This is a genomic window from Paludisphaera soli (assembly GCF_011064595.1).
Classification (GTDB): domain Bacteria; phylum Planctomycetota; class Planctomycetia; order Isosphaerales; family Isosphaeraceae; genus Paludisphaera; species Paludisphaera soli.
Genome location: NZ_JAALJI010000001.1, coordinates 623,634 through 647,514, shown reverse-complemented (window position 1 = coordinate 647,514; position 23,881 = coordinate 623,634). Strand labels below are relative to the sequence as shown.

The following is a 23,881-nucleotide window of genomic DNA, read 5'->3' as shown; positions in this document are numbered from 1 at the left end:
GCTCCCCCTCGACGCCGGCCCCGCGAGGGCGTGCCGCCAACGTGACCCCCATCCCGACCCGACCGCTCCGCCTGGACGCCGAGGACCGACGCACGTCGCGTTCGGGACGACCGATCCACGTCATCGGACCTGATACATGGCCTTCGACCCCAAGTACATCCGCAACTTCTCGATCGTCGCCCACATTGACCACGGCAAGAGCACCCTGGCCGACCAGCTCCTGCTCCAGTCGGGCGCGATCAGCCAGCGCGAGTTCCGCGAGCAGCTGCTCGACGACATGGACCTCGAGCGGGAGCGGGGGATCACCATCAAGGCCCGGGCCGTGGCGATCAACTACGTCCACGAAGGCCGGAACTACGAACTGAACCTGATCGACACCCCCGGCCACGTCGACTTCCACTACGAGGTCTCCCGCAGCCTCGCCGCGTGCGAGGGCGCCATCCTCCTCGTCGACGCCACCCAGGGGGTCCAGGCCCAGACCGTCGCCAACGCCTACCTCGCCGTGGCCGGCGACCTGGCGATCGTCCCGGCCCTCAACAAGATCGACATGCAAGCGGCCCGCCCGGACGAGATCAAGGAAGAGATCATGACCACGCTGGGCATCGACCCGAGCGAGGTCCTCTCGGTCAGCGGCAAGACCGGCATCGGCGTCCCCGACCTGTTCCGCGCCATCATCGAACGGGTCCCGCCGCCGGCCGGCGACCCGAACAAGCCCCTGCGCGCCCTGATCTTCGACTCCAAGTTCGACGACTACCAGGGCGTCGTCGTGTACGTCCGGGTCGTCGACGGCCTGCTCAAGGTCGGCCAGAAGATCCGCCTGATGGCCGGCGACTCCGACTACGAGGTCATCGGCCTGGGCCGGTTCCGCCCCCGCGAAGTCGCCTGCGACGAGCTGGGGGTCGGCCAGGTCGGCTACATCAACGCCAACATCAAGAAGCTGTCCGACGTGCGGATCGGCGACACCGTCACCCAGGTCCCGAACCCGGCGACCGAGATCCTGCCGGGCTACCAGGAGCCGGTCCAGGTCGTCTACTGCGGCCTCTTCCCGGCCTCGCACAACCAGTTCGACGACCTCCGCACGGCGCTCCAGAAGCTCGCCCTGAACGACTGCAGCTTCACGTTCGAGCCCGAGTCGTCCGACGCCCTGGGCTTCGGCTTCCGCTGCGGCTTCCTGGGCATGCTCCACATGGAGATCGTCCAGCAGCGTCTGGAGCGCGAGAGCAACCTCGCGCTCGTCCAGACCGCGCCCAACGTCACCTACGAGATCCTGACGAACCGGGGGGAGACGCTGCACATCTCCAACCCCACGAGGATCCCCGACCCGGGCGAGATCGAGGAGTTCCGCGAGCCGATCGCCAAGATCAACTTCATCCTGCCGACCGAGAACATCGGCGCGATCATGCAGCTGTGCGAGGACCGCCGCGGCACGTACATCAAGACCGAGTACCTCTCGACCACGCGCGCCATCCTCACGTATGAGCTGCCGATGGCCGAGATGATCTACGACCTGTACGACAAGCTGAAGAGCGCGACCCGCGGCTACGGGACGATGGACTACGAGGTGATGGGCTACCGAGCCGACGACCTCTGCCGGCTCGACATCCTCGTCGCCGGCCAGAAGGTCGACGCCCTGTCGATCGTGGTGCACCGGGCCCAGGCCGACCGCCGCGGCCGGAAGCTCGTCAAGAAGCTCAAGGCGGAGATCGACCGCCACCAGTTCGAGGTGGCCATCCAGGCCGCCATCGGCAGCCGGGTGATCGCCCGCGAGAGCATCTCGGCCCTCCGCAAGAACGTCACCGCCAAGTGCTACGGCGGCGACATCTCCCGGAAGCGCAAGCTCCTGGAGAAGCAGAAGGAGGGCAAGAAGCGTATGAAGCAGGTGGGCAACGTGGAAATCTCCCAGGACGCGTTCCTGTCCGTCCTCGACGACAGCGAGGATTGAGCGGGGATGGTCGAGGGCCCGCGTCGCCGGGCCTCCCGGACCCGGCGCGCGGGCCCGGCGTCGCCTCAACCCGAGAGTGGACGATCCCTTCATGGACGCGACCCCCGATACACCCGCACCGCAGCTCGTCGAGGAGCCCTCGACGGCCGGGGTGCCGCGCCAGACGGTCGACCTGCTGGTCGCCCTCTGCCTGGGGGTCCTCCTCTTCCGCACCTTCTCGGCCGAGGCGTACGTCGTCCCCACCGGCTCGATGGCCCCGACGCTCCTGGGCCATCACCGCGAGCTGACCTGCCCCAACTGCAAGTTCCCGTTCGACGTGGGGCTGGACGACGAGGCCCCGCCGGCCCGCCCCGTCTGCCCCAACTGCGGGCGATCCGGGTTCGACCGCGAGCCCGTCGTCACCTCGAACGGCGACCGCGTGCTGGTCCAGAAGTTCCTGTACGACTTCCGGGCCCCCGAGCGCTGGGAGGTCGCCGTGTTCCACTATCCGGGCGACCCCACCCAGGCGTATGTGAAGCGCGTGGTGGGCCTCCCCGGCGAGTCGATCCGGATCGCCGGCGGCGACGTCTGGGTCGACGGCGTGGTGGCCCGCAAGGGGCCGGAAGACGTCCGCGCCATGAGGATGCTCGTGCACGACAGCCGGTTCACCCCCGCCGACTCCGACCGCTACCCGCGCTGGTCGTTTCGCCGAGGGGCCTCGCTCCAGGGCGACCCGACCGGATGGTCCCAGGGGCCGGACGGGTTCCGTCGCGAGCCGACCAATCCCCCCGGCGACGGCGACGACTGGATCGTCTACCGCAACTGGGACCCCGGGCTCGGCCGCTACGCCCCGATCCGCGACTACTACGGTTACAACGGCGGCGACGTCCGCTCCGACAACCCCGTGGCCGACGTCGGCCTGGAAGCCCGGGTGGCCCTGGGCGAAGGCGTGGATTCGCTGGTCCTCAGCCTCCGGTCGGCCGGCGACCGCTTCGTCGTCCGCGTCCCCACCCGCGCCGACGAACCCGTCGAGGTCACGCGCAACGGGGCGGCCCGGAAGGTCTTCGCCCTGGCCAACCCGCTGGCCGCGGCCGAGGCCGGCGGGATGCACACCGTCGAGGCCTCGCTGTTCGACGACCGGCTGATGGTCGCCGTCGACGGATCGCCCCTGTTCGAGCCCCTGGATTACGACGACCCGTCCGAGGCCCGCTGGAACGACGAGTCTCCGGCGGCGATCGGCGTGCGCGGCGGCTCGGCCCACGTCCCCGAGGTGCGGATCTACCGCGACGTCCATTACACCGGCTCGCTGGGGGCGGCGCACCGCCGACCGCACGGCGTCCTGGAGCCCTACCGGCTCAAGTCGGGGGAGTACTTCGTGCTCGGGGACAACAGCCCGGTCTCGAACGATTCCCGCTTCTGGACCCAGGGGCCGGTCGTGCCGCGCTCGCTCTTCCTGGGCAAGCCGTTCTTGGTGCACCTGCCCGGCAAGGTGGTGGCCCTGGAGGTCTTCGGGAGGTCGCTGTACTGGATTCCCGACCCGAGGCGAATTCGTTACATTCACTGAATGGCCCGCCCGGAACCCGCCTCCGGCCCCCCGAACCCCGCCGCACTCGGCTGAGAGACCCAACCATCATGGGACGGACCGCCGCCTCGAACGCCGCCAGCCCCGCCTCGAGGACGACCGGGGCCGCGACCGACCCCCGCCGCAAGCAGGGGGCCGAGGCCCGATCCGGCGACGGCTTCCGCGAGACCCTGGAGGCGCTCGTCGTCGCGGCGGTCGCCGCGCTGGTCGTCCGGGGCTTCGAGGCCCAGGCCTTCGTCATCCCCACCGGGTCGATGGCCCCGACGCTGATGGGACGGCACAAGGAGGTCGCCTGCCCGCAGTGCGGCTTCGTCTTCGCCGTCAACGCCTCCGAGGAAGTCGAGGGGAGCCCGCCGCGACGCCCCGTCTACTCCGGCGTCTGCGTGAACTGCCGACACCAGGCCACCAAGCTCGACGAGGCCCCGAGCTTCAAAGGGGACCGGATCCTGGTCTCGATGTTCCCCTACGACCTGCCCAGCCTGCCGGGGGCCTCGCCGCCGGAGCGTTACGACGTCGTCGTCTTCCGCTATCCCGAGGAGCCCGAGGTCAGCTACATCAAGCGGCTCATCGGCCTCCCCGGCGAGACCGTCCGGGTCCACCACGGCGACATCTACATCAAGCCCCGCGGGGCGTCCGACTTCCGCCTCCAGCGCAAGCCGCTCGATCACCTGACGGGGATGCAGATCGCCGTCTACGACGACCGCCACCAGCCCCGCGCGCTCCGCGATCGGGCCGAGTGGCGGCGCTGGCGGCCCGAGCCGGCCGACTCCGGCTGGCAGGTCGGCGAGTCGGGTGTGAGCCTGTATCGCGTCGAGAAGCCGACCGACGACTGGGCCGAACTCCGCTACCACCACCTCGTCCCCGAGCCCGAGCAGTGGGAGTCGCTCCTGAACGATCGGACGCCGTCGCGAGGCCCCCGGGCGACCCTGATCACCGACTTCTACTCGTACAACACGAATCTCTCGGCCGAGAACTCCGACCTGCTCTCGCCTCGCGGGGACACCCGCAACGCCTGGCTCCAGCCCCACTGGGTGGGCGACCTGACCCTGGCCGTCGACCTGGACGTGCAGTCCGACAAGGGCGAGATCCGTCTGGAGCTGGTGAAGGCGGGGGCCCCGTATCGAGCCTTCATCGACCTCGCCACCGGCAAGGGTCGATTCTGTCGAGGCAAGCACATCCTGGCCGAGTTCGATTCCCCGATGATCGGGCCGGGACGCCGACGCCTGGAGTTCGGCAACGTCGATGACCGATTGACGCTGCTGGTCGACGGCAAGTCGGTCGACGGCGACGGCGTGACTTACGAGACGGGGGAAGAGGCCCCGATCCCGACCGAGGAGGACCTCGCGCCCGCGGCCGTCGCAGTCCGGGGCGGGATCGTTTCGGCGAGCGACCTTGTCCTGAAACGCGATATCTACTATACCCAGACGCCGGGGTACACCGACTACGGCCCGGTCTGGGAAGATCGGGAGCCCCGACGGCCGTCCGAACTGTTCGACTTCCTCTCCAACCCCGCCCGGTTCCCCAACCTGGCGCGTGTCCGGAGCGAAGAGTACGAGCTGGGGGACGATCGGTTCCTGATGATGGGCGACAACAGCCCTCGGAGCAAGGACAGCCGCGGTTGGGATTCGTTCGATCGGGGCTGGGACACGGTCGACCGCCAGTCCTGGGAGGTTCCCCGGAGCCTGGTGACAGGGAAGGCGTTCTTCGTCTACTGGCCGCACGGCGTGCCGTTCGGCCCGAGCATCCCGGTGAGCCACGACTTCCGCGTGCCCTTCCGCCCCTACTTCGAGCGCATGCGGTGGATCCGATGACGCCCCGCATCCCGAGCTGACCCGAACCGAATCGAACCGCGTCCCGCGATCACGGAGGATCGAAGCGATGGCCCTGCTGGAAGTCCGCGCCCTGGAGAAGTGGTACGGCCGTCGCCAGGTGGTGAACGGGGTCGAGTTCGACGTCGACCAGGGCGAGGTCGTGGGCCTCCTCGGGCCCAACGGAGCCGGCAAGACCACCAGCTTCCGCATGACCATCGGCCTCATCGACGCCGACGGCGGCACCGTCATGTTCGACGGCCGCGACGTCACCAGGCTCCCGATGTACCTCCGGGCCCGCGCCGGGATGGGCTACCTCGCCCAGGATTCGAGCGTCTTCCGCCAGCTCACGGTCGAGCAGAACCTGATGGCGATCCTCGAAACCCGCCGCGACATGACCCGCAAGCAGCGCCGGGAGCGGCTCGACGACCTGGTCGACCGCTTCGGCCTGGGCAAGATCCGCAAGACCAAGGCCCACATGGTCTCCGGCGGCGAACGTCGGCGGACCGAGATCGCCCGCGCCCTGATCACCGACCCCAAGCTGATCATGCTCGACGAGCCGTTCGCCGGCATCGACCCCAAGACGGTCGGCGAGATCCAGGAGCAGATCCGCGACCTGGTCGACACCTTCCACATCGGGATCCTGCTGACCGACCACCAGTTCCGCGAGACCCTGGAAGTCACCGACCGCTGCTACGTCATCCGCGAGGGCCGAGTCTTCGCCTACGGCAACCGCGAGGAGATCCTCAACAACGCCGACGTCCGCCGCTACTACATCGGCGAGCGCTTCGACGGCGGCCATCTCATGGACTCCCAGCGCCCGGTCATGTCGATCTCCCGCACCCAGCCCTCGCTCCCGCCGACGCCGCCGCCGCCTCCGCCGCCCCAGCAGGTCAAGCCCGCCCCCCCGGCCGTCGAACGGGACGATCCGGAAACCGTCCGAACCGAGATCGTCGACGAGTCCCGCGGCTACATTCCCGGCGGGTCACACTCGATCCAGGTCAACCAGATCCCGCCCGACTTCAACGTCGACGACCTCTACGAGAAATGACCGGGGCCGCCCAATGGGCCTTCCCGTAGCAGAAGGACAAAAACAACGCGTAGCGGGCCGAGTCTCGAGAACACACGTTCTTGGAACGCCCTGTCGAGGAGATCCCTTCATGGCCCGCGAACCGATCAAGGGCCCTCAGGAGGTCGGAGGGTAGGCTGCGGCTTGACACCACGCCATCTCGTCTTTGGCCCAGCAACCGAACACCCAATCGGGGCCGACCTCCGTCGACAGGTCGGTGACCTTCCCGTCGTGCCAGCGATGCGAGGTCTTGCAGCCGGCGTGGACCGCCTCCGGCAGGAAGACCTCGGGTAGCCGAAAGCCATAGCTGGTCCCATAGCCCATGGCGAGGACCACCCCAGTCTCCGGGTGGACCAGGACCGGAGTGCCGCAGAGGACGCGGCGGCGGCCGTCGGATAGACCGTGCCCTAACTGGTCCCAAACCCTTTCGACTACCTCCGGGTGGCTCCCGCATCCGATGTAGGCATCGTAAGGGTCGCAGAAGGCTTCGAGACCGACTATTGAGGCGCTGCTGCCCCGTTTTCTACATAACCACGCGCCGACGCCGGCGTTTGCGGGGTGACCCAAGATCGAGTCCATTTGAAGCGGCCTCATTCAGAACGAAGTCTCGTAGGGTGGGCACCGTCCACGTCATCATGCATAAAATCGCGGTGGGCGGTGCCCACCCTACGAGACTCCAGCCATCGGATGACCCGTCCCCGAAGTGCCCCACGCGGGCGAGGCACATACCAAACCCGTGCCCCGCAGTCCCGACAGGAGGCGAGCCAGATCTGCGAGGCGTACAGAGGGACCCACAGCTCATCAAAATGGACGGCCCCCCACCGCTGGTAACCCCACGGATACTTGAATCGCTCGACCCTTCGCCGGAGGCTGCCACATCGAGGACAAGGGCGTGGAAGGGACCGTGCCATATCTGATAGTTGACCTCCGCCCTGACGTAAGCTAGGTCGAATGCCACCTTCTCAATCGTAGCGTAGCTTGCCGAGTCTCGTAGGGTGGGCACCGCCCACCTCAACATAGATAAACTCGCCGTGAGCGGTGCCCACCCTACCAGGCTCCCCCGGCCCCGCCGACCCAGCGATCGGCCCCCGCCGTCCCGAAGCCGCCGGTCGTCGAGCCTAACGATCCTGAGACCGTCCGGACCGAGATCGTCGACGAGTCCCGCGGCTACATCTCCGGCGGGTCGCACTCGATCCAGGTCAACCAGATCCCCCCCGACTTCAACGTCGACGACCTCTACGACAAATGACCTGGGCTGCAAGTTGGCCTTCCCGCAGCAGAGGGAAAAAAACGACGCTAAGCCGGCGAGTCTCAAGAGCACTCGATTTTGGGACGGGGGTCTGCTACCGGAAGTTCGCGTTAGCCTGAACGCGAACTGTCACAGTCGGTGGAGCTAAGTAATGGGAATCCCGTACTCGTCCAGAACAAAGCCGTGCCCAACACCGTAGTTGCTCGACTCATAGAGTTTGAAATCGATAACGACGGACTGAGTCCGGACTCCGAAATTGCGATTCTCGAAGACTGGGTAGTAGCCGTCACCGAGGCCGGATCGGAGTACGATCTGGTTCCCGCTTGCGATGGCGATTTCGCCGCTATCGACGATTAAGCCTTTCGTGAGATCGGGGCGGATATCGTTGAAAATCCTCAGGCGGCAGGTCGTGGTCCAGCGAGGGCGAACGAAGGGGATGATGACGCAAGCCGTGATCGGCCCAAGTCGATGCGACCACTCGTAAGCGTAGACCGGATAAAGGCCGTCCTCGATGTTTATACGCAACTCAGCGACCTCATCGACCCAGGCTGGGTCGGCCACACGCAGTGATCGGCCGACTACGCGGACTTCGTCGAGCAGCACGCGACTGGTCGAGATGGTGAGGTCATTCCGGACAAACTCGATGGTCTTCGGAGCCGTGCCGGCAATCTTATAGGGCAGTCGTCTGCTCATCGAACCATCCTCCGTCAATCCCTGCGCAAGAGTCCGAAGGTCATGGACGATCTTCCACGACTCCCGAGGATCCACCGTCCCATTCCGATCTTGGTCTCCTCGGCGCGCAGCATCCTCCGGCTGGAGGATGCACACGAAGCCCAGTAGATTGGACACCGCCCACGTTCTATAAACATGCGATGGGTGGTGCCGATCCCACTCGATCGCTGATCCCGGCGCGTCACGAGGTTAGGCGACCCCGACACGAAGTTCGACGACCCTTTCTATGCCCTGGCGTGATAACTCGCGGCGAAGCCGAATCCCATCCACCAGGGCCAATTCCGCGACCCCAAAACGCGAGAACCGGCCCTTGCTCGCCAATTCGCGGGCTGTTGCAACTCCGACCTCGGTGCCGTGACTTAGGACGATGGCCGCGACAACCGCATCAAGGTCTTGATGGCCATACAACTCAACCCGCTCAACAACCGAACTCTGTAGCCGAGCGAGAGCCGACGGCGGTGCCGAGCCCTCCAAGGCCGCTTCCTTGAAGTGCGATGTGTGCTGCACCGACAGCCAATGAAAGAGGGTCTCGTCTGACGCACCGTCCTCCTGCTGCCAACTTATGAAATAAGGGCATCGAGCGGCCGACAGCTCGACCCGGACCTCTTCGACATCGCCACCATCGCGGAGGGCGGCAGCCTCGACGCTCATGACCCGACGGCCCAGCCACTCGGACCATATGCCGACCGACCACTCGATGACCCGCTCAGTATGGATCACGGCACTCCTCCCACCCAATGCCAAGTCCCGTAGGGTAGGCAGAGTCCACCTCATCACATAAACCCGAGGTGATCGGTCCCCGCCCAATAGGACTCTACCTCGCAGTGTCAGACGGGACCGCTCTTCCCTCGAGGCGAGCCGACCTTGCGGGCCTTCTTCTCCGCTCTCATCAGCGCATCCGCCTCTTCGGCCGTCGGTATGGTCCGCTCGGTTTGGATAGTGTGCCAGCACCCACAGTTGGGGTCGGGGCAGCCGCAAGACGTCACCGTCACGGGGTGGCGTGTCAGCCCCTCCCTTTTTTGGAAGGCGTTCGTGCGATGCTCACTCTTAACCGTATCGAGAATCGCATTACGTCGAAGAAACTTGCCAGACATCGCCATAAGGCTCCCTTGCCTACCTTTTCCAGCCTAGCGAACCCGTCGGTAGAGCGAACGCCATGATACTTTCAAGGGCGTCCGTCGGGCTGTCGCAAAAACGCCCGTTCTCGGCACGACCCCTTGGAGTGAGGGAAGCTCGACGAGTAGGCTTGTCTGAGGGATCGCAATAGTCGTTCCAGAATCAACATCCCAAGCATCCGCCCAGTCGATGAGTTCCGAGGCAAACCGGTTCCCGTTTCAGCTCGATGACGCACCGCTCGGCGCGTAGCATCCCCTGGGTCGAGGATGCGCGTCAATCGGGGGAAGCGACGCCCGCCATGCGACAGCGGCTCAGTTCGCCACGAAGTTGATCAGCTTGCCGGGGACGACGACGACCTTGCGGACGGTCTTTCCCGCGAGGAGGGCAGCGATCCGCTCGTCGGCGCGGGCGACCGCCTCGATGGCCTGGGCGTCGGCGTCGGCGGGGACGACGACCTTGCCACGCAGCTTGCCGAGGATCTGGACGGGGATCTCGACCTCGTCGTCCTTGAGGAGCGCCGGATCGAACGTCGGCCAGGGCTCGTAGGAGAGGGTGCCCTCGTGGCCGAGGACCTCCCAGAGTTCCTCGGCGGCGTGCGGGGCCATCGGCGCGAGCAGGAGCGTGAACGTCTCCATCGCGGCTATCGGCCGGACTTCGGCGCCGGTGAAGGCGTTGACGAACTCCATCAGGCGGCTGACCGCCGTGTTGAACCGGAGGGCGTCGTAGTCGTCGCCCACGGCGGCCACCGTCCGGGCGATCAGCTTGGCCTGCTCGGCGGTCGGCGGCGTGTCCTTCACGCGAGGGTCGAGGCTCACTTCCTCGGCCTCGGCGTCCACGATCATCCGCCAGGCGCGGCCGAGGAACCGGTAGACCCCCTCGACGCCGTTCATGCTCCAGGGCTTCACCGCTTCGAGCGGGCCCATGAACATCTCGTAGAGCCGGAGGCTGTCGGCGCCGTACTCGGAAACCACGACGTCCGGGTTGATGACGTTGCCGCGCGCCTTCGACATCTTGTGGGCGCGGGCGTCGACCCGGACCTCGGGGGCCTCCTTGACGACGAAGCCCTCGCCCTTCTTGACGACCTGATCGTCCGAGAGCTTGACGACCTCGAGCGGCGTCCCCGTCGCGGCCTCCCCCTTGCGGAAGACGCCGTGGTCGGCGTGCTCGACCTGCGTCGCGGCGACCCACGCTCCCGAAGCGTCGCGGAAGCCGGTGTACTCGGTCTCGCCGAGGATCATCCCCTGGTTGACCAGCCGCTGGAACGGCTCGGGCGTGCTGACCAGGCCGCGATCGAAGAGGACCTTGTGCCAGAAACGGCTGTAGAGCAGGTGGAGCACCGCGTGCTCGGCCCCGCCGACGTACAGGTCGACCGGCAGCCAGTACTTCTCCTTCTCGGGGTCCCAGGGGCGCTCGGTGTTCCTGGGATCGATGTAGCGGAGGTAGTACCAGCACGAGCCGGCCCACTGAGGCATCGTGTTGGTCTCGCGGCGATACGTCTCGGAGTAGCGGACCCAGTCCTTCGCCTTGCTGAGCGGGGGCTCGGGGTTGCCGGTCGGCTTGAAGTCGTCCAGCTCCGGCAGCAGGACCGGCAGCTCGTCCTCGCCGACGGCGAAGACCCGGTCGGACTCGTCCAGCACGATCGGGAAGGGCTCGCCCCAGTACCGCTGGCGGGAGAACAGCCAGTCGCGGAGCTTGTAGTTCACAGCCTTCTTGCCCATCCCCAGCTCGGCCAGCCGGGCGGTGATCGCCGGCTTCGCCTCGGCCGTGGGGAGGCCGTCGAGCGCGAACAATTCGTTGCTCGACCCGATCGCGACCCCTTCGTCGTGGAAGACGTCGGCGAACGCGCCGGGGTCGGCCTTGAAGGCTTCGAGGAGGGCGGCGGGCTCGGCTTCCTTGAGCTGCGCCGGGGCGTTGGCGGCGAGCCAGGCGGCGGGGGGCTCGACGACCGGGACGATCGGCAGGCCGAAGGTCTTCGCGAAGGCGAAGTCGCGCTCGTCGTGGGCGGGGACGGCCATGATGGCGCCGGTACCGTAGCCCATCAAAACGTAGTCGGCGATCCAGACGGGGATCTTCGCGCCGGTGACGGGGTTCACGGCGAAGCCTCCGGTGGCGACGCCGGTCTTGGTCTTCGCCAGGTCGGTCCGGTCGAGGTCGCTCTTGAAACGGGCCTGTTCGCGGTACTTCGCGACGGCCTCGGCCTGATCCGGCGTGGTGATGCGGTCGACCAGCGGGTGCTCGGGGGCGAGCACCATGTAGGTCGCGCCGAACAGGGTGTCGGGCCGGGTGGTGTAGACCCGGATCACGTCGGCGGCGGGCTTCTCGGGGAAGGGGCCGGCGGCGCGGGGGGCGGGGTCATCGCCCAGGACGATGGCGAAGTCGACCTCGGCCCCCTCGCTGCGGCCGACCCAGTTGCGCTGCATGTCCTTGATGGGCTTGGGCCAGTCGACGTGCTCGATGTCGTCGACCAGGCGGTCGCCGTAGGCGGTGATGCGGAGCATCCACTGGGTCAGGGGCATGCGGACGACCGGGTGGTTGCCGCGCTCGCTCTTGCCGTCGATGACCTCCTCGTTCGCAAGCACGGTCCCCAGGGCGGGGCACCAGTTGACGGGGACCTCGGCGCGGTAGGCCAGGCGCTTCGAGTCGCGGTAGGCGGCGGCGTCGACGCTGTCGGGGATGGGCAGCTCGGCGATGGGGCGGCCCTTGCCCTTGCGGGCGCGGCCGTCGGCGTCGGTCCATGCGAACTCCGGGTCGTACCAGGTGTCGTGGATCTTGAGGAAGATCCACTGCGTCCATCGATAATAGTCGGGGGACGTGGTGTCGACCTCGCGGGACCAGTCGTAGGAGAACCCCAGCGACTTGATCTGCCGCCGGAAGTTGTCGATGTTCGCCTGGGTGGTGATGCGGGGGTGGGTGTTGGTCTGGACGGCGTACTGCTCGGCGGGGAGGCCGAAGGCGTCCCAGCCCATCGGGTGCAGGACGTTGTAGCCCTTCATCCGCTTGTAGCGGCAGACGATGTCGGTGGCCGTGTAGCCCTCGGGATGGCCCACGTGGAGGCCGGCGCCGCTGGGGTAGGGGAACATGTCGAGGACGTAGAGCTTGGGCCGCTCGCGGTCGAGGTCGGGGGTCGCGAACGTCTGCTTCTGCTCCCAGTAGGCCTGCCACTTGGGCTCGATCCGCTGAGGGTGGTACGCGGGCATAAGGATGACTCTCCGGCGCGAAGCGGGGCGCGCCTCGACCTCTCGACTCGTCTCGTGTCGCCTGGTCCATCGAAAACGGCCCGCCGAGACGCCGGGGGCCGGGGGACCGATCGAAAAGTCGAGCATACCGATTCCTCATCGCGATCGCCAGCTTGCCCGCCGCCGGCGCGGCGCCGGACGTCGCGACGCGCGCGACCGGCCCGACCCTTCGCCGCCGGAGAACCGCCTCGATCCGCCCAGTCGGCCCAGCCCGCGCGTCCGCCCGCTCGACATGTGTAAGAATGCTGAACCTTGCAACCGTTTGAATTTCTTACAAGGGCCGCGCGGCCTCGCGAGGTCCAGGACTTGAGGATTTCCCCGAAAAACTCGCGGGTTTTCCGCACGTCGGCCGATCGTCTTGTAGACTTCAATCGAAGTCGGGATTTCCGGCCCTCGCCTCGATCGCTTCGGCCGATGGTTCGGCATCGCTCTTGCGATTGAGGGAAATCGAGGCTCGACTCGGGACGTCGAGCGAATGACCGGCCCGATCAGGAGATGGGACAATGGCCACGAGAGAATCGGCCCCGATCGTTGTACGCGCCCGACGCGCGTGGGTCGCCGCTGCGGTCGTCGGCGCCCTGCTGACGACGTCCGCCGGCTGCAAGCACAGGCGTTCCGTCCTGCGTCCGGTGATGCCGGCGCCCCGCGTCATGGCGGCCCCCGGCTGCAGCAACTGCGGACCCGGCGGCGCGTCCGTCGTCACCGAGCCCGGCGCGGCGGTGATCCGCGAAGGGTCCTCGCCCGGCCTCTCGGGCGAACCCGTCATCAACCAGCCGGGAGGCGCGGTCGATTCGAGCGTCCCCCGCCTCGATTCGCCGTCGCTGCTCGACCCGGCGTCGAGCACCCGCCGGGCCCCGTCGAGCAGCGAAGTCCCGCCCAAGGCGACGATCGACGAGCCGGGCCTGGACCTCGCGCCGGCCGCGAGCACCAGCCGGTCGCGCAGCCTCCGGCCTCCGATCGAGTCCACGCCCAAGGCGGCCCCGGAACTCTCCGCCCCGGCCCCGGCCCCCACCTCGATGACCCCGAGCGGCGGCGACCGGCTCCGCACCGCGTCGACCTCGGGCGTCGTCCGGCGGGCGAGCGCCCAGGACCCCTTGCAGGCCTTCTTCGCCCCCGAGGCGGCCGACGACCTGTTCTTCCCGAACAAGGCCGACCGCCCCTGGAAGTACATCGTCGTCCACCACAGCGCGACCGAGACCGGCTCGTATGACCAGATCGACGGCGAGCATCGCAAGCTGCTGGGCTTCGACGGCTGCGGCTACCACTTCGTGATCGGCAACGGCACCGGCAGCGGCGACGGCCAGATCGAGGTCGCCCAGCGCTGGGTGAACCAGAAGCACGGCGTCCACTGCCGCAACGCCCGCCGGGCGGACATCGACGAGTACGGCATCGGCGTCTGCCTGATCGGCGACTTCGAGAAGGCCGCGCCGACCCCGCGCCAGATGGCCGCGCTCAAGGCGCTGACGGCCCACCTGAGCGAGCGCTATCGGATCGAGCAGGACCGCGTCGAGACCCACGCCCACGTCGCGGCGACCGAGACGGTGTGCCCCGGCAAGCACTTCCCGACCGACGGCACTGAAGTCCCGTCCGCCCGCCGCTCGCAGGCCCAGGCCGACGCCACGCCCTCGCCGAGCCCGACCGCCACCCGTCGCCACGTCCCGACCGCCTGGCGGCTCCGCGAGGCCGCCCCCACGCCCGCCGCCGAGGCCCCGGTCCGCTGAGGACGGCGGCCGCCGTCCCCGACTCCGACCCGCAGGGAAGCGGGTTCAGGGCTTCCCGCCGAGGCGACGGGTCGCCTCGTACAGGATGGCTATGACCGACATCGAGTCGGTGATCTCCCCCGCCTGGAGCATCCGCCAGGCCTCGTCCCACGGCACGCGACGGACGTCGAGCCGTTCGGACCCCTCGGGCTCGCTCTCACCCGGCGTGAGTTCGGTCGCCCGGAAGATATAGGCCAGCTCGTCGCTCACCGAGTTCGACAGGTGGCTGGTGCCGATCTGTTCGAGCCGGCCGCAGGTGAGCCCGGTCTCCTCCTTCAGCTCGCGGATCGCAGTCGCCTCGGGCGACTCGTCCACGGGGCCCCCCCCTTCGGGGATCTCCCACGAGTAATCGCCGAGCGGATAGCGATGCTGGCCGACGAGCCAGACCGAGCCGTCGTCCTCGACGGGGAGGACGCCCACGGCCCGGTTCCGGAACTCGACGACCCCGTAGATCCCGGGCTCTCCGTCGGGACGGAGGACCTGGTCTTCCCGGACGCGGATCCACGGGTTCTCGTAGATGAGCCGCGAGCCGAGGGTCTTCCAGGGGTTTTCGGGCTGGCTCACGCGCCGATGGCCTCTTTGAGGGCCAGGCCCATGTCGGCCGGGCTCTTGGCCACGCGGATGCCCGCCGCTTCCAGGGCGGCGATCTTGTCGGACGCCTTGCCGGAGCCGCCGGAGATGATCGCGCCGGCGTGGCCCATGCGCTTGCCCGGGGGGGCGGTCTGGCCGGCGATGAACGCGGCCATCGGCTTGGTGAACTTGCCGGACGCCTTGTATTCGGCGGCCTGCTCCTCGGCGTTGCCGCCGATCTCGCCCATCATCAGCACGGCGTCGGTGTCGGGGTCGTTCTCGAACATCTCCAGCACGTCGACGAAGCTCGTGCCGTTGACCGGGTCGCCGCCGATCCCCACGCAGGTGCTCTGGCCGATTCCCAGGTTGGTGAGCTGCCAGACCCCTTCGTACGTCAGGGTGCCCGACCGGCTGACGAGGCCGACGCGGCCCGGCTTGTGGATGTAACCCGGCATGATGCCGATCTTGCACTGGCCGGGGGTGATGACGCCGGGGCAGTTGGGGCCGATCAGCCGGACCTCGGGGTGATAGGCCTTCAGATAGGCCACGGCGCGGGCCATGTCGAGGACGGGGGTCCCCTCGGTGATGGCGATGATCACCGCGATTCCGGCGTCGGCCGCCTCCATCACCGCGTCGGCCGCGCCGGGGGCGGGGACGAAGATCATGGTGGCGTTGGCACCGGTCTTCTTGACGGCCTCCTCGCAGCTGTCGAAGACCGGGACGCCGACGGCGGTCTCGCCGCCGCGGCCGGGGGTGACGCCGCCGACGAGGTTCGTGCCGTAGGCCTTGCACTGCTCCGAGTGGAACGCGCCCGACTTGCCGGTGATGCCCTGGCAAATGAGTCGCGTGTCTTTACCGACCAGGATGCTCATGGGATTCGATTCCGTGGATTCGTTCGTGCGGGATGGGCCCGGCGATCGTCGCGCGACGGCCGGGGTCTGTCTTGGGGGTGGGGGTCAGGCGACGTGCCGCTTGGCGGCGGCGACGACCTTCTGGGCCGCGTCGGTCAGGCCGACGGCGGTGATGATCTTGCGGCCGCTCTTCTCCAGCAGTTCCTTGCCCAGCTCGGAGTTCGTCCCTTCGAGGCGGACGACCAGCGGCACGCGGAAGTCGATCTCGTCGTAGGCGGCCAGCAGCGCCTTGGCGATGATGTCGCACTGCATGATGCCGCCGAAGATGTTGACGAGGACGGCGTTGACCTTGGGGGAGGAGAGGAGGATGCGGAAGGCTTCGAGCACCTGGTCCTTGTCGGCCCCGCCGCCGACGTCGAGGAAGTTCGCCGGCTCGCCGCCGTGGTATTTGATCAGGTCCATCGTGCTCATGGCGAGGCCCGCGCCATTGACGAGGCAGGCGATGTCGCCGTCGAGGCTGACGAACGAGAGGCCCGAGCGCGCGGCGCGGAGTTCGGACGGGTCTTCCTCGTCCTCGTCGACCAGCCCGGCCAGGTCCTTGTGGCGGAACATGGCGTTGTCGTCGAAGTTCAGCTTGCAGTCGAGCGCCAGCACGTCCCCCTTGTCGGTGACGATCAGGGGGTTGATCTCGGCGAGCGAGGCGTCGGATTCGAGGACGAACTTGACGAAGTTCTTGAGGAAGACGACGCCCTTCTTGGCCGTCGCGCCGGTGAGGCCCAGGCCCTTGCAGATCCGGCGGGCCTGGAAGTCCATCAGGCCGAGCCCGACGTCGACCGGCTCGCGGAGGATCTTCTCCGGGGTCTCCTCGGCCACCTTCTCGATTTCGACGCCGCCTTCGGTCGTCGCCATGACGACCGGCCGCTTGAGGTTGCGGTCGATGGCGACGCCCAGGTACAGCTCGCGGGCGATGTCGTGGCCGACGGTGATGAGCACCTTCTTGATCGCCTGGCCCTCGGCGCCGGTCTGGTAGGTGACCAGCGTCTTGCCGAGCATGCTTGCGGCGGCCTTCTCGGCCTCGGCGGCCGACTTGACGAGCTGCACGCCCTTGGCCATGCCGTCGGGCCGGGGCTTCTCGCCGCTGGCGATCGCCAGGGCCTCGGCGCGGTCGACCTCGGGGCCGACGGCGACGCCCTTGCCGCGTCCGCCGGCGTGGACCTGGGCCTTCACGACGACCAGGCCGCCGCCCAACGCCTCGTACGCCTTCGCGGCCTCGCCGGCCGTCGTGACGACGATCCCGGCGGGCACCGCCACGCCGGCCTTGCCGAGAAGTTCCTTGGCCTGATACTCATGAACCTTCATTCAAAACGGCCCTGATTCCAAGAAGTCAGCGCGGGAACGGCGGCATCGACCGAGTTCGCCGGCGGGGAATGATAGGCATGTTTGTACCGCGCCGCGAACGTCCCCGCCAAGGGGCGCAGGCGGGAACCCGGGGGATGCGGGCCCTGCGATCGCCGCACGCCGATCAGCCTTCCCGGTCGATCTCGCGCTGGATGGCGGCGATGTCGGCGTCGGTGAGCATCGCGTGGCGGAGGTTGGGCACCTCGTCGAGCGCCAGGTCGGGGGGCCTGACGACGTGACGGCGGTCCGGAGCGGGGGGCAGGGGCTTCGCGGCGGCCTTGCCGGGCCTCGCCGCGGCCTTGCCGGCCTTCGGCGGCCGGGAGACGGCGGGCGGCTCGACGTCGATTGCGCCGAAGACCTCCTGCCAGTAGGCGCGTTCGGCTTCGTCGAGGACGGGGGCGTCGCGAACGGCCTCCGGGTCGGGCCCGGGGACGATGGCCGGACGCTTCTCGTAGGCCAGGGTGGGCATCCGGTCCAGGAAGTCGTCGGCCTTCACGGCGCGGGCCTTCCGGCTGGTCGCGGCCTTGCGAACCTCGCGGTCGTTGGAGACGACGGTGAGGGCCTTGGGGGTCGAGTGGCGGGCGAGGATCCGCTCGATCCGGGCGTCGGCGCTGGCGTCGGCCAGGGCGAAGATCACCGTGATCCCCCGGTAGACCGACTCGACCGGGAAGTCCGCCGGGGGCTGGTTGGCGTCGAACACGACGGTCGTCTCGCCCGCCAATTCGCCGAGCGACCGCGCCAGGTGGTCGAGGAACCGCTGTCGGGCGTCGCGGAACCGGTGCCGGCCCATCTTGGAGTCGACGACCCCGGCGGCGTGCATCACGTTGTATCCGTCGATCAGCCAGCGCATCGCTACGCACACCCGGGACTTCGCCGTTCGCTCACAAGGACCCGAATGAAGTGTAGGGGCGCGGCGGCTCGATTCCAAGTCGCTGCGAGACCGCGACTTGGAGGAGCGACCGGGTCAAGCGGATTGGACGTCGGATTCCCGCACGATCCCGCCGAGGGTGTGGCGGATCTCGCCGTCGACGATCACGGTGTGGGCGCGGCCGCGGACTTCCCAGCCGGCGTAGGGGGTGTTGCGGCTCTTGCTGCGGAACTGGGCCGGGTCGATGGTCCAGGACGTGGTCGGGTCGATGATCGTCACGTCGGCGTCGACGCCCGGGGCGAGCGTCCCCTTTGGGAGGTTCAGGAGCTTCGCCGGGTTGATCGTCAGGTAGCGGATCGCCTGCGACCACGATAGGTGGCCAGGTTCGATCAGGTGGGTGACGGTGATCGGCAGCAAGGTTTCCAGGCCGACGATCCCGAACGGGGCCTGGTCCAGCTCGCGCATCTTCTTCTCGCGGGCGTGGGGGGCGTGGTCGGTGCAGAGGACCTCGATCGCCCCGTCCTTGAGCCCATCGATGACGGCGGCGACGTCCTCCGCGGTGCGGAGTGGCGGGTTCATCTTGTAGTTGGAGTCGAACGAGCGCAGCTTCTCGTCGGTCAGGCTGAAGTGGTGCGGGCAGGCCTCGGCCGTGACCCGGATGCCGCGCTTCTTGCCCTCGCGGACCAGCTCCACGGCGCGGGCGGTCGAGATGTGCTGGATGTGGAGCCGACCGCCGGTGATCTCGGCCAGGCGGATGTCTCGGGCGACCATAATGTCCTCGGCCGCGGCGGGCATGCCCCCCAGGCCGAGCCGCATGGACTCGAACCCCTCGTTCATGACGCCGCCCACGGTCAGCTCCATGACCTGGCAGTGCTGCATGATGACGAGGTCGAACATCTTCGAGTATTCGAGGGCCCGGCGCATCAGGCCGGCGTTGGAGACCGGGGCGCCGTCGTCGGTGAACGCGACCGCGCCGCCGGCGACGAGCTGGCCGAGCCCCGCCAGCTCCTCCCCCTTGCGTCCCTTGCTCACGCAGCCGACCGGGTAGACGTTCGCCTGACGGGCGCGACGCCCTTGCAGCACGACGAACTCGGCCGTGGCCTGGGTGTCGATCGGCGGGAGCGTGTTGGGCATGCAGGCGACCGAGGTCACGCCGCCGGCCAGGGCCGAGGCCGCCCCCGTGGCGATCGTCTCGTCCTCCTCCTGGCCCGGCTCGCGCAGGTGGACGTGGCAGTCGATCAGGCCGGGGGCGACGATGAGGTTCCGGGCGTCGACCACGATGTCGGGCTTCGCGCCTCCGCCGTCGGCCGCGATCTTGCCGTCGGCGATCCAGAGGTCCCCGACCTGGTCGAGGTCCCGAGAGGGGTCGATGATCCTTCCGCCGGTGATCTGGATGGTCGGCAAGGCGAGGGTCCTTGGGGTTCGTCGGCCTTCGTTCGGAGCGGCGCGGTCAATCCCCCGAGGGGGCGGCGGCCATCTTCCCGGTGAGGAGGTAGAGCACGGCCATGCGGACGGCCAGGCCGTTGGTCACCTGGTCGAGGATGGCCGAGTGCTTGCCGTCGGCGACCTCGGGCGTCAGCTCGACCCCCCGGTTGATCGGCCCCGGGGCCAGGATCAGGAGGTCCGGCTTGGCCTTTCGCACGCGTTCCTGGGTCATCATGTAGAAGTGCGAGTACTCACCGACCGAAGGGAAGAGGCCCCCTTGCTGACGCTCGAACTGGATCCGGAGGACGTTGATCACGTCGCAGCGGGGGAGGACGTCTTCCAGCCGGTAGGCGACCTCGCAGCCGAGCCTCTCCATCCCCTTCGGGACGAGGGTCGGCGGGCCGCAGAGGATGACCTTGGCGCCGAGCTTCAGCAGGCCCCAGATGTTCGAGCGGGCCACGCGGGAGTGGCCGATGTCGCCCAGCAGCGCGACGGTCAACCCTTCGATCCTCCCCTTGGCCCGGCGGATCGTCATGAGGTCCAGGAGCGCCTGGGTCGGGTGCTCGTGGGCGCCGTCGCCGGCGTTGATGATCGCCGAGCCGACGTGCTGCGAGAGCAGGTGGGGCGCGCCGGGGGTCGGGTGGCGGACGACCATGAGGTCGCAGCCCATCGCCTCGATGTTCTTGGCGGTGTCGATGAAGGTCTCCCCCTTGGACAGGCTGGAGACGCTCGCGGTGAAGTCCTGGGTGTCGGCCGAGAGCCGCTTGGCGGCGAGGCTGAAGCTGGTCCGGGTGCGGGTCGAGTTCTCGAAGAACAAGTTGAAGACGACCCGGCCCTGGAGTGCGGGCACCTTCTTGCGGCTCCGTTTGGAGATCTCCGAGAAGGACTCGGCCGTGTCCAGGACGGCGTAGATCTCCTCGCGTGAGAGGTCTTCGAGGCCGAGCAGGTGCTTGCGGGTCCAGACGGTGGGGGGCGTCGCGGGATCGGGCCCGCCGGCGGAGGGAGGGCGCGAATCGGCGGCGGGCGAGGCGGTCGTCACGGGAAAGGCTCCTCTCAGGAGGGGGAGAGGTGGGAGGGCGAGGCGGCGGGGGTCCGGACGATCTCCTCGACCGGGTCGACGGGCCGGAGGCGGACCTGCACGCGGTCGCGGAGGTCGGTTTCCAGCTTCAGGCCGACCACGTCGGGCTGGATCGGCAGCTCGCGCCCGCCGCGGTCGACGAGCACGGCCAGCCGGATCCGCGAAGGCCGCCCCAGGTCGCACACGGCGTTGATCGCGGCGCGGATCGTCCGGCCGGTGAACAGCACGTCGTCGACCAGGACGACGTCGGCGCCGTCCACGTCGAACGGGATCTCGGTGCCATGGAGCACCGGCCAGCGCCGGACCTGGTCGAGATCGTCGCGGTAGAGCGTGATGTCCACGGCCCCGACGACGATCGGCCCGTGTCCCTTGGCGGCGGCCTCGGCGGCCAGTCGTTGCGCCAGGGGGACGCCCCGGGACCGGACGCCGACGAGCCGCACGGGCGTCTCGGGCGTGGCGCCGTCCCAGATCCGCCCGGCCATCGCCTGGATCAACCGGCCGGTCTCCCCGGCGTCGCAAACCCGAACGTCTTCGCTCATCAAGACCACCCCTGTCACGCCTCGGGCGCGTCGTCTCCCGCCAGAGCGAAGTCTAGCAGACCGATGCGCGGCCGGACAAGCGACGCGGAGGCCCCCGGCTACCGGCGTGTGCGGTCGTGAGGGATGATCTTGTCGATCCGCCGGGCCGAGGGATGATTGCAAACCGCAGGGATCGCCGCGAGGCTGGAGGAGTGGGGCTCCGTGGAAACGCTGCCGTCGAGCGAGGAGGCGACATGTCCGGCGAACTGTTCGTCTATTCGGCGAAGCCCGCCCTGACCACATTCGACCTGAGGCGTCAGGCGGAGTGGGAGGGTCACGAACTCCGTCTTCTCGACCTGGTGCCGGCCAGGGACGTATCCTCGACTGCGCCTCCCGGCTTACCGCTCTCCGACATCATCTGTACGACGGTGCTGGCATGGCCCTCGACCGACCTTGAACGGACGCGGGATGTGAACCAGGCATTCGAAGCGGGGGACGAGGATACGATTCGAGGTCTGCTCAACTACCGTCGTCCGCTCTTGATCCCCCATTGCACGCTCTCCTGCTTCGAACAGCCGTCCAACGACCTGACCTTCGAGCCGGGGCAGGAGGAGGAGATCCTTGCCTACGCGCCCAGGCATCGCGGACGCCGGGCCCGGACCCATTATCGGTTCAGCGTCTCGCGATATGATTCCCAGGAGACGCAGCTCGTCAGGGAGTTCCTGATCGACCTGATCCGCGGGATAACCGGCGGGGTGCGCAGCGAGTAGGGTACGGCCGTCGAACGCGGTTTCGGCACAAAAAGGCCTAATCGAGCTGGGGTCGACATGACGCGAAGAACGCTGACGGCGAGTCTGATAGCGGTGCTGCTCGCGGCGCACGCCCCGGCCTTCGCGCAGGTGCAGACGGGCGGGCCGCTCAGGCCGCTTCAGTGGGAGGTTGCGGGGGCGTCGCGGACGGCCTTCGTGCACAGGCCCGTCAGGATGGAAGGGGCCCCGGTCGTCTTCGCCTGGCACGGGCACGGCGGCCGGGCGCGTTATTTCGCGGCGGCCTGCGCATTCGAGCGGCTCTGGCCCGAGGCGGTCGTGGTCTATCCCCAGGGGCTGGCGACGAAGGGCCGGGTCTCCGACCCCGAGGGGAAGGAGGCGGGCTGGCAGTTCGAGGTCGGGCAGGAGGACGATCGGGACCTGAAATTCTTCGACGCGATGCTGGCGACGTTCGGCGAGTCCGGGGCGGACGCGAAACGGGTCTACTCGACCGGGCACTCGAACGGCGGGCGGTTCAGTTACCTGCTCTGGGCGGCGCGACCGGATCGGGTTGCTGCTGTGGCCCCTTGCGCCAGCCAGGCGCTGGAGCGGGTCGAACGGCTGGAGCCGAAGCCTTGCCTGCACATCGCCGGGGAGGGGGATGCCATCGCACCGTACGAGGGCCAGCGGGCCGGCATGGATCGGGCCAAGCGGGACAACGCCTGCGAGGCGAAGGGCCGCCCCTGGGGCCCGGGAGGCGTGGCGACGCGGTTCCCCTCGAAGCTCGGGGCGCCGTTCGTCGAGTACGTCCACCCGGGCGGGCATGAGTTCCCGAAGGTCGCACCGGAGTTGATCGTGAGATTTTTTCAGGAGGTCGGCGGGGAGTGAGGGGGCCGCGTTCCGTCTTCCCGGAAAGCGCCGTCGTCCGTTAGGATGAGGCCGGAACATCCGCCCTTGTCGAGGAGCCTCCGCGCCGATGAAAATCCTCCTGGCCAACCCCCGAGGCTTCTGCGCGGGGGTCAACATGGCGATCGAATGCCTGGAACGCGCGCTCGAATTCTTCGGGCCGCCGGTGTACGTCTACCACGAGATCGTGCACAACAAGTACGTCGTCGATCGCTTCTCCCGCCAGGGGACCGTCTTCGTCGAGACGCTCGACGAGGTGCCCGAAAGGTCGCCGCTCCTCTACAGCGCCCACGGGGTCTCGCCCGAGATCCGCAGCCAGGCCAAGGCCCGCCGCCTGCTGGCGATCGACGCCACCTGCCCGCTCGTGACCAAGGTCCACCTGGAGGCGATCAAGTACGCCAAGGCCGGCTACACGATCGTCCTGATCGGCCACGAGGGGCACGACGAGGTGATCGGCACGATGGGCGAGGCGCCCGAGCAGATGGTCCTGGTCGAGACCGCCGAGGACGTGGAACGGCTGGAGCTGCCCGACCCGGAGAAGGTCGCCTACCTGACCCAGACCACCCTGAGCGTTGACGACGCCAACATCGTGATCGCCGCGCTCCGCAAGAAATTCCCGAAGATCAACAACCCGCCCAAGGACGACATCTGCTACGCGACCCAGAACCGCCAGGTCGCCGTCCGCGAGCTGGCCGCGAGGGCCGACGTGGTCCTGGTCCTCGGCAGCCAGAACAGCTCGAACAGCCGCCGGCTCGCCGAGATCGCCCTCTCCATGGGCATCTCGTCGCACCTGATCGACGGCGTGTCCGAGATTCAGCCCGAGTGGTTCGAAGGGGTCGAAACGGTCCTCATTACGGCCGGCGCCAGCGCGCCCGAGAACGTGGTCCAGGAGTGCGTCGACTACCTCCAGACCACCTTCGCGGCGACAATCGACGAGGCCGTCGTCCGCGAGGAGGACGTCCACTTCCCGCTACCGCGCTCGCTCCGCGAGCTGCTCGCCACCGGCGAGCCGCCGGCCGCCGCCCGCACCTGAACGTGACATCTCGAC

The 23,881-nt window shown here is 68.3% G+C and carries 19 protein-coding genes; 8 read left to right on the top strand and 11 right to left on the bottom strand.

Going from position 1 to position 23,881, the window contains the following annotated elements; translation table 11 throughout:
• The first annotated feature begins 136 nt into the window (after window positions 1-136).
• The 4 genes from lepA to lptB all read left to right on the top strand — a co-directional run bounded on the left by lepA (window position 137) and on the right by lptB (window position 6,362).
• Complete coding sequence (gene lepA / locus G6O68_RS02360; RefSeq protein WP_165244354.1) at window positions 137-1,942, top strand: translation elongation factor 4; 1,806 nt, start codon at window positions 137-139, stop codon at window positions 1,940-1,942.
• A gap of 91 nt (window positions 1,943-2,033) precedes the next feature.
• Complete coding sequence (lepB, locus tag G6O68_RS02355) at window positions 2,034-3,485, top strand: signal peptidase I (protein ID WP_165244352.1); 1,452 nt, start codon at window positions 2,034-2,036, stop codon at window positions 3,483-3,485.
• A gap of 68 nt (window positions 3,486-3,553) precedes the next feature.
• Window positions 3,554-5,314, top strand: coding sequence for a signal peptidase I (lepB, locus tag G6O68_RS02350; RefSeq protein WP_165244350.1), 1,761 nt, complete (start codon window positions 3,554-3,556; stop codon window positions 5,312-5,314).
• A gap of 67 nt (window positions 5,315-5,381) precedes the next feature.
• On the top strand, window positions 5,382-6,362 hold the full coding sequence (gene lptB, locus G6O68_RS02345) for an LPS export ABC transporter ATP-binding protein (protein ID WP_165244348.1): 981 nt from the start codon (window positions 5,382-5,384) through the stop codon (window positions 6,360-6,362).
• 135 nt (window positions 6,363-6,497) lie between these two features.
• Here lptB and G6O68_RS02340 read toward each other — a convergent pair whose 3' ends face one another.
• The 4 genes from G6O68_RS02340 to leuS form a co-directional block, all read right to left on the bottom strand.
• Window positions 6,498-6,716 (bottom strand): hypothetical protein, encoded by a 219-nt coding sequence (locus tag G6O68_RS02340; protein WP_165244346.1) that lies wholly within the window; start codon window positions 6,714-6,716, stop codon window positions 6,498-6,500.
• A gap of 1,057 nt (window positions 6,717-7,773) precedes the next feature.
• Window positions 7,774-8,322 (bottom strand): hypothetical protein, encoded by a 549-nt coding sequence (locus tag G6O68_RS02335; protein ID WP_165244344.1) that lies wholly within the window; start codon window positions 8,320-8,322, stop codon window positions 7,774-7,776.
• 228 nt (window positions 8,323-8,550) lie between these two features.
• On the bottom strand, window positions 8,551-9,081 hold the full coding sequence (locus G6O68_RS02330) for a hypothetical protein (protein ID WP_165244342.1): 531 nt from the start codon (window positions 9,079-9,081) through the stop codon (window positions 8,551-8,553).
• Between the two features lie 707 nt (window positions 9,082-9,788).
• On the bottom strand, window positions 9,789-12,674 hold the full coding sequence (leuS, locus tag G6O68_RS02325) for a leucine--tRNA ligase (RefSeq protein WP_165244340.1): 2,886 nt from the start codon (window positions 12,672-12,674) through the stop codon (window positions 9,789-9,791).
• 542 nt (window positions 12,675-13,216) lie between these two features.
• On the opposite strand from leuS, the gene G6O68_RS02320 reads away from it, so the two are divergent.
• The gene (locus G6O68_RS02320) at window positions 13,217-14,434 is read left to right on the top strand and encodes a peptidoglycan recognition protein family protein (RefSeq protein ID WP_165244338.1); all 1,218 of its coding nucleotides are present in this window, start codon (window positions 13,217-13,219) and stop codon (window positions 14,432-14,434) included.
• A 45-nt stretch (window positions 14,435-14,479) separates the two neighbouring features.
• On the opposite strand, the gene G6O68_RS02315 is transcribed toward G6O68_RS02320, so the two are convergent.
• The 7 genes from G6O68_RS02315 to pyrR all read right to left on the bottom strand — a co-directional run bounded on the left by G6O68_RS02315 (window position 14,480) and on the right by pyrR (window position 21,202).
• Window positions 14,480-15,037, bottom strand: a complete 558-nt coding sequence (locus G6O68_RS02315) for an NUDIX domain-containing protein (protein WP_165244336.1) — start codon at window positions 15,035-15,037, stop codon at window positions 14,480-14,482.
• The gene (gene sucD, locus G6O68_RS02310) at window positions 15,034-15,915 is read right to left on the bottom strand and encodes a succinate--CoA ligase subunit alpha (protein WP_165244334.1); all 882 of its coding nucleotides are present in this window, start codon (window positions 15,913-15,915) and stop codon (window positions 15,034-15,036) included. Before sucD ends, G6O68_RS02315 begins: the two co-directional genes overlap by 4 nt.
• Before the next feature lie 84 nt (window positions 15,916-15,999).
• A complete protein-coding gene (sucC, locus tag G6O68_RS02305; protein ID WP_165244332.1) occupies window positions 16,000-17,253 on the bottom strand; it encodes an ADP-forming succinate--CoA ligase subunit beta in 1,254 nt (417 codons plus the stop codon).
• Window positions 17,254-17,416: 163 nt separating this feature from the next.
• The gene (locus G6O68_RS02300; RefSeq protein ID WP_165244330.1) at window positions 17,417-18,142 is read right to left on the bottom strand and encodes an NYN domain-containing protein; all 726 of its coding nucleotides are present in this window, start codon (window positions 18,140-18,142) and stop codon (window positions 17,417-17,419) included.
• Window positions 18,143-18,256: 114 nt separating this feature from the next.
• The gene (locus G6O68_RS02295) at window positions 18,257-19,564 is read right to left on the bottom strand and encodes a dihydroorotase (protein WP_165244328.1); all 1,308 of its coding nucleotides are present in this window, start codon (window positions 19,562-19,564) and stop codon (window positions 18,257-18,259) included.
• Window positions 19,565-19,610: 46 nt separating this feature from the next.
• The gene (locus G6O68_RS02290) at window positions 19,611-20,624 is read right to left on the bottom strand and encodes an aspartate carbamoyltransferase catalytic subunit (protein ID WP_165244326.1); all 1,014 of its coding nucleotides are present in this window, start codon (window positions 20,622-20,624) and stop codon (window positions 19,611-19,613) included.
• A gap of 14 nt (window positions 20,625-20,638) precedes the next feature.
• Complete coding sequence (pyrR, locus tag G6O68_RS02285; protein WP_165244324.1) at window positions 20,639-21,202, bottom strand: bifunctional pyr operon transcriptional regulator/uracil phosphoribosyltransferase PyrR; 564 nt, start codon at window positions 21,200-21,202, stop codon at window positions 20,639-20,641.
• Window positions 21,203-21,435: 233 nt separating this feature from the next.
• Between pyrR and G6O68_RS02280 the strand changes: the two genes are divergently transcribed.
• The 3 genes from G6O68_RS02280 to ispH all read left to right on the top strand — a co-directional run bounded on the left by G6O68_RS02280 (window position 21,436) and on the right by ispH (window position 23,866).
• Window positions 21,436-21,951: a hypothetical protein gene (locus G6O68_RS02280; protein ID WP_165244322.1), complete on the top strand. Its 516-nt coding sequence runs from the start codon at window positions 21,436-21,438 to the stop codon at window positions 21,949-21,951.
• A gap of 57 nt (window positions 21,952-22,008) precedes the next feature.
• Window positions 22,009-22,815 (top strand): alpha/beta hydrolase family esterase, encoded by an 807-nt coding sequence (locus G6O68_RS02275; RefSeq protein WP_206107994.1) that lies wholly within the window; start codon window positions 22,009-22,011, stop codon window positions 22,813-22,815.
• Window positions 22,816-22,903: 88 nt separating this feature from the next.
• Complete coding sequence (gene ispH / locus G6O68_RS02270) at window positions 22,904-23,866, top strand: 4-hydroxy-3-methylbut-2-enyl diphosphate reductase (protein ID WP_165244320.1); 963 nt, start codon at window positions 22,904-22,906, stop codon at window positions 23,864-23,866.
• The last annotated feature ends 15 nt before the right edge of the window (window positions 23,867-23,881 follow it).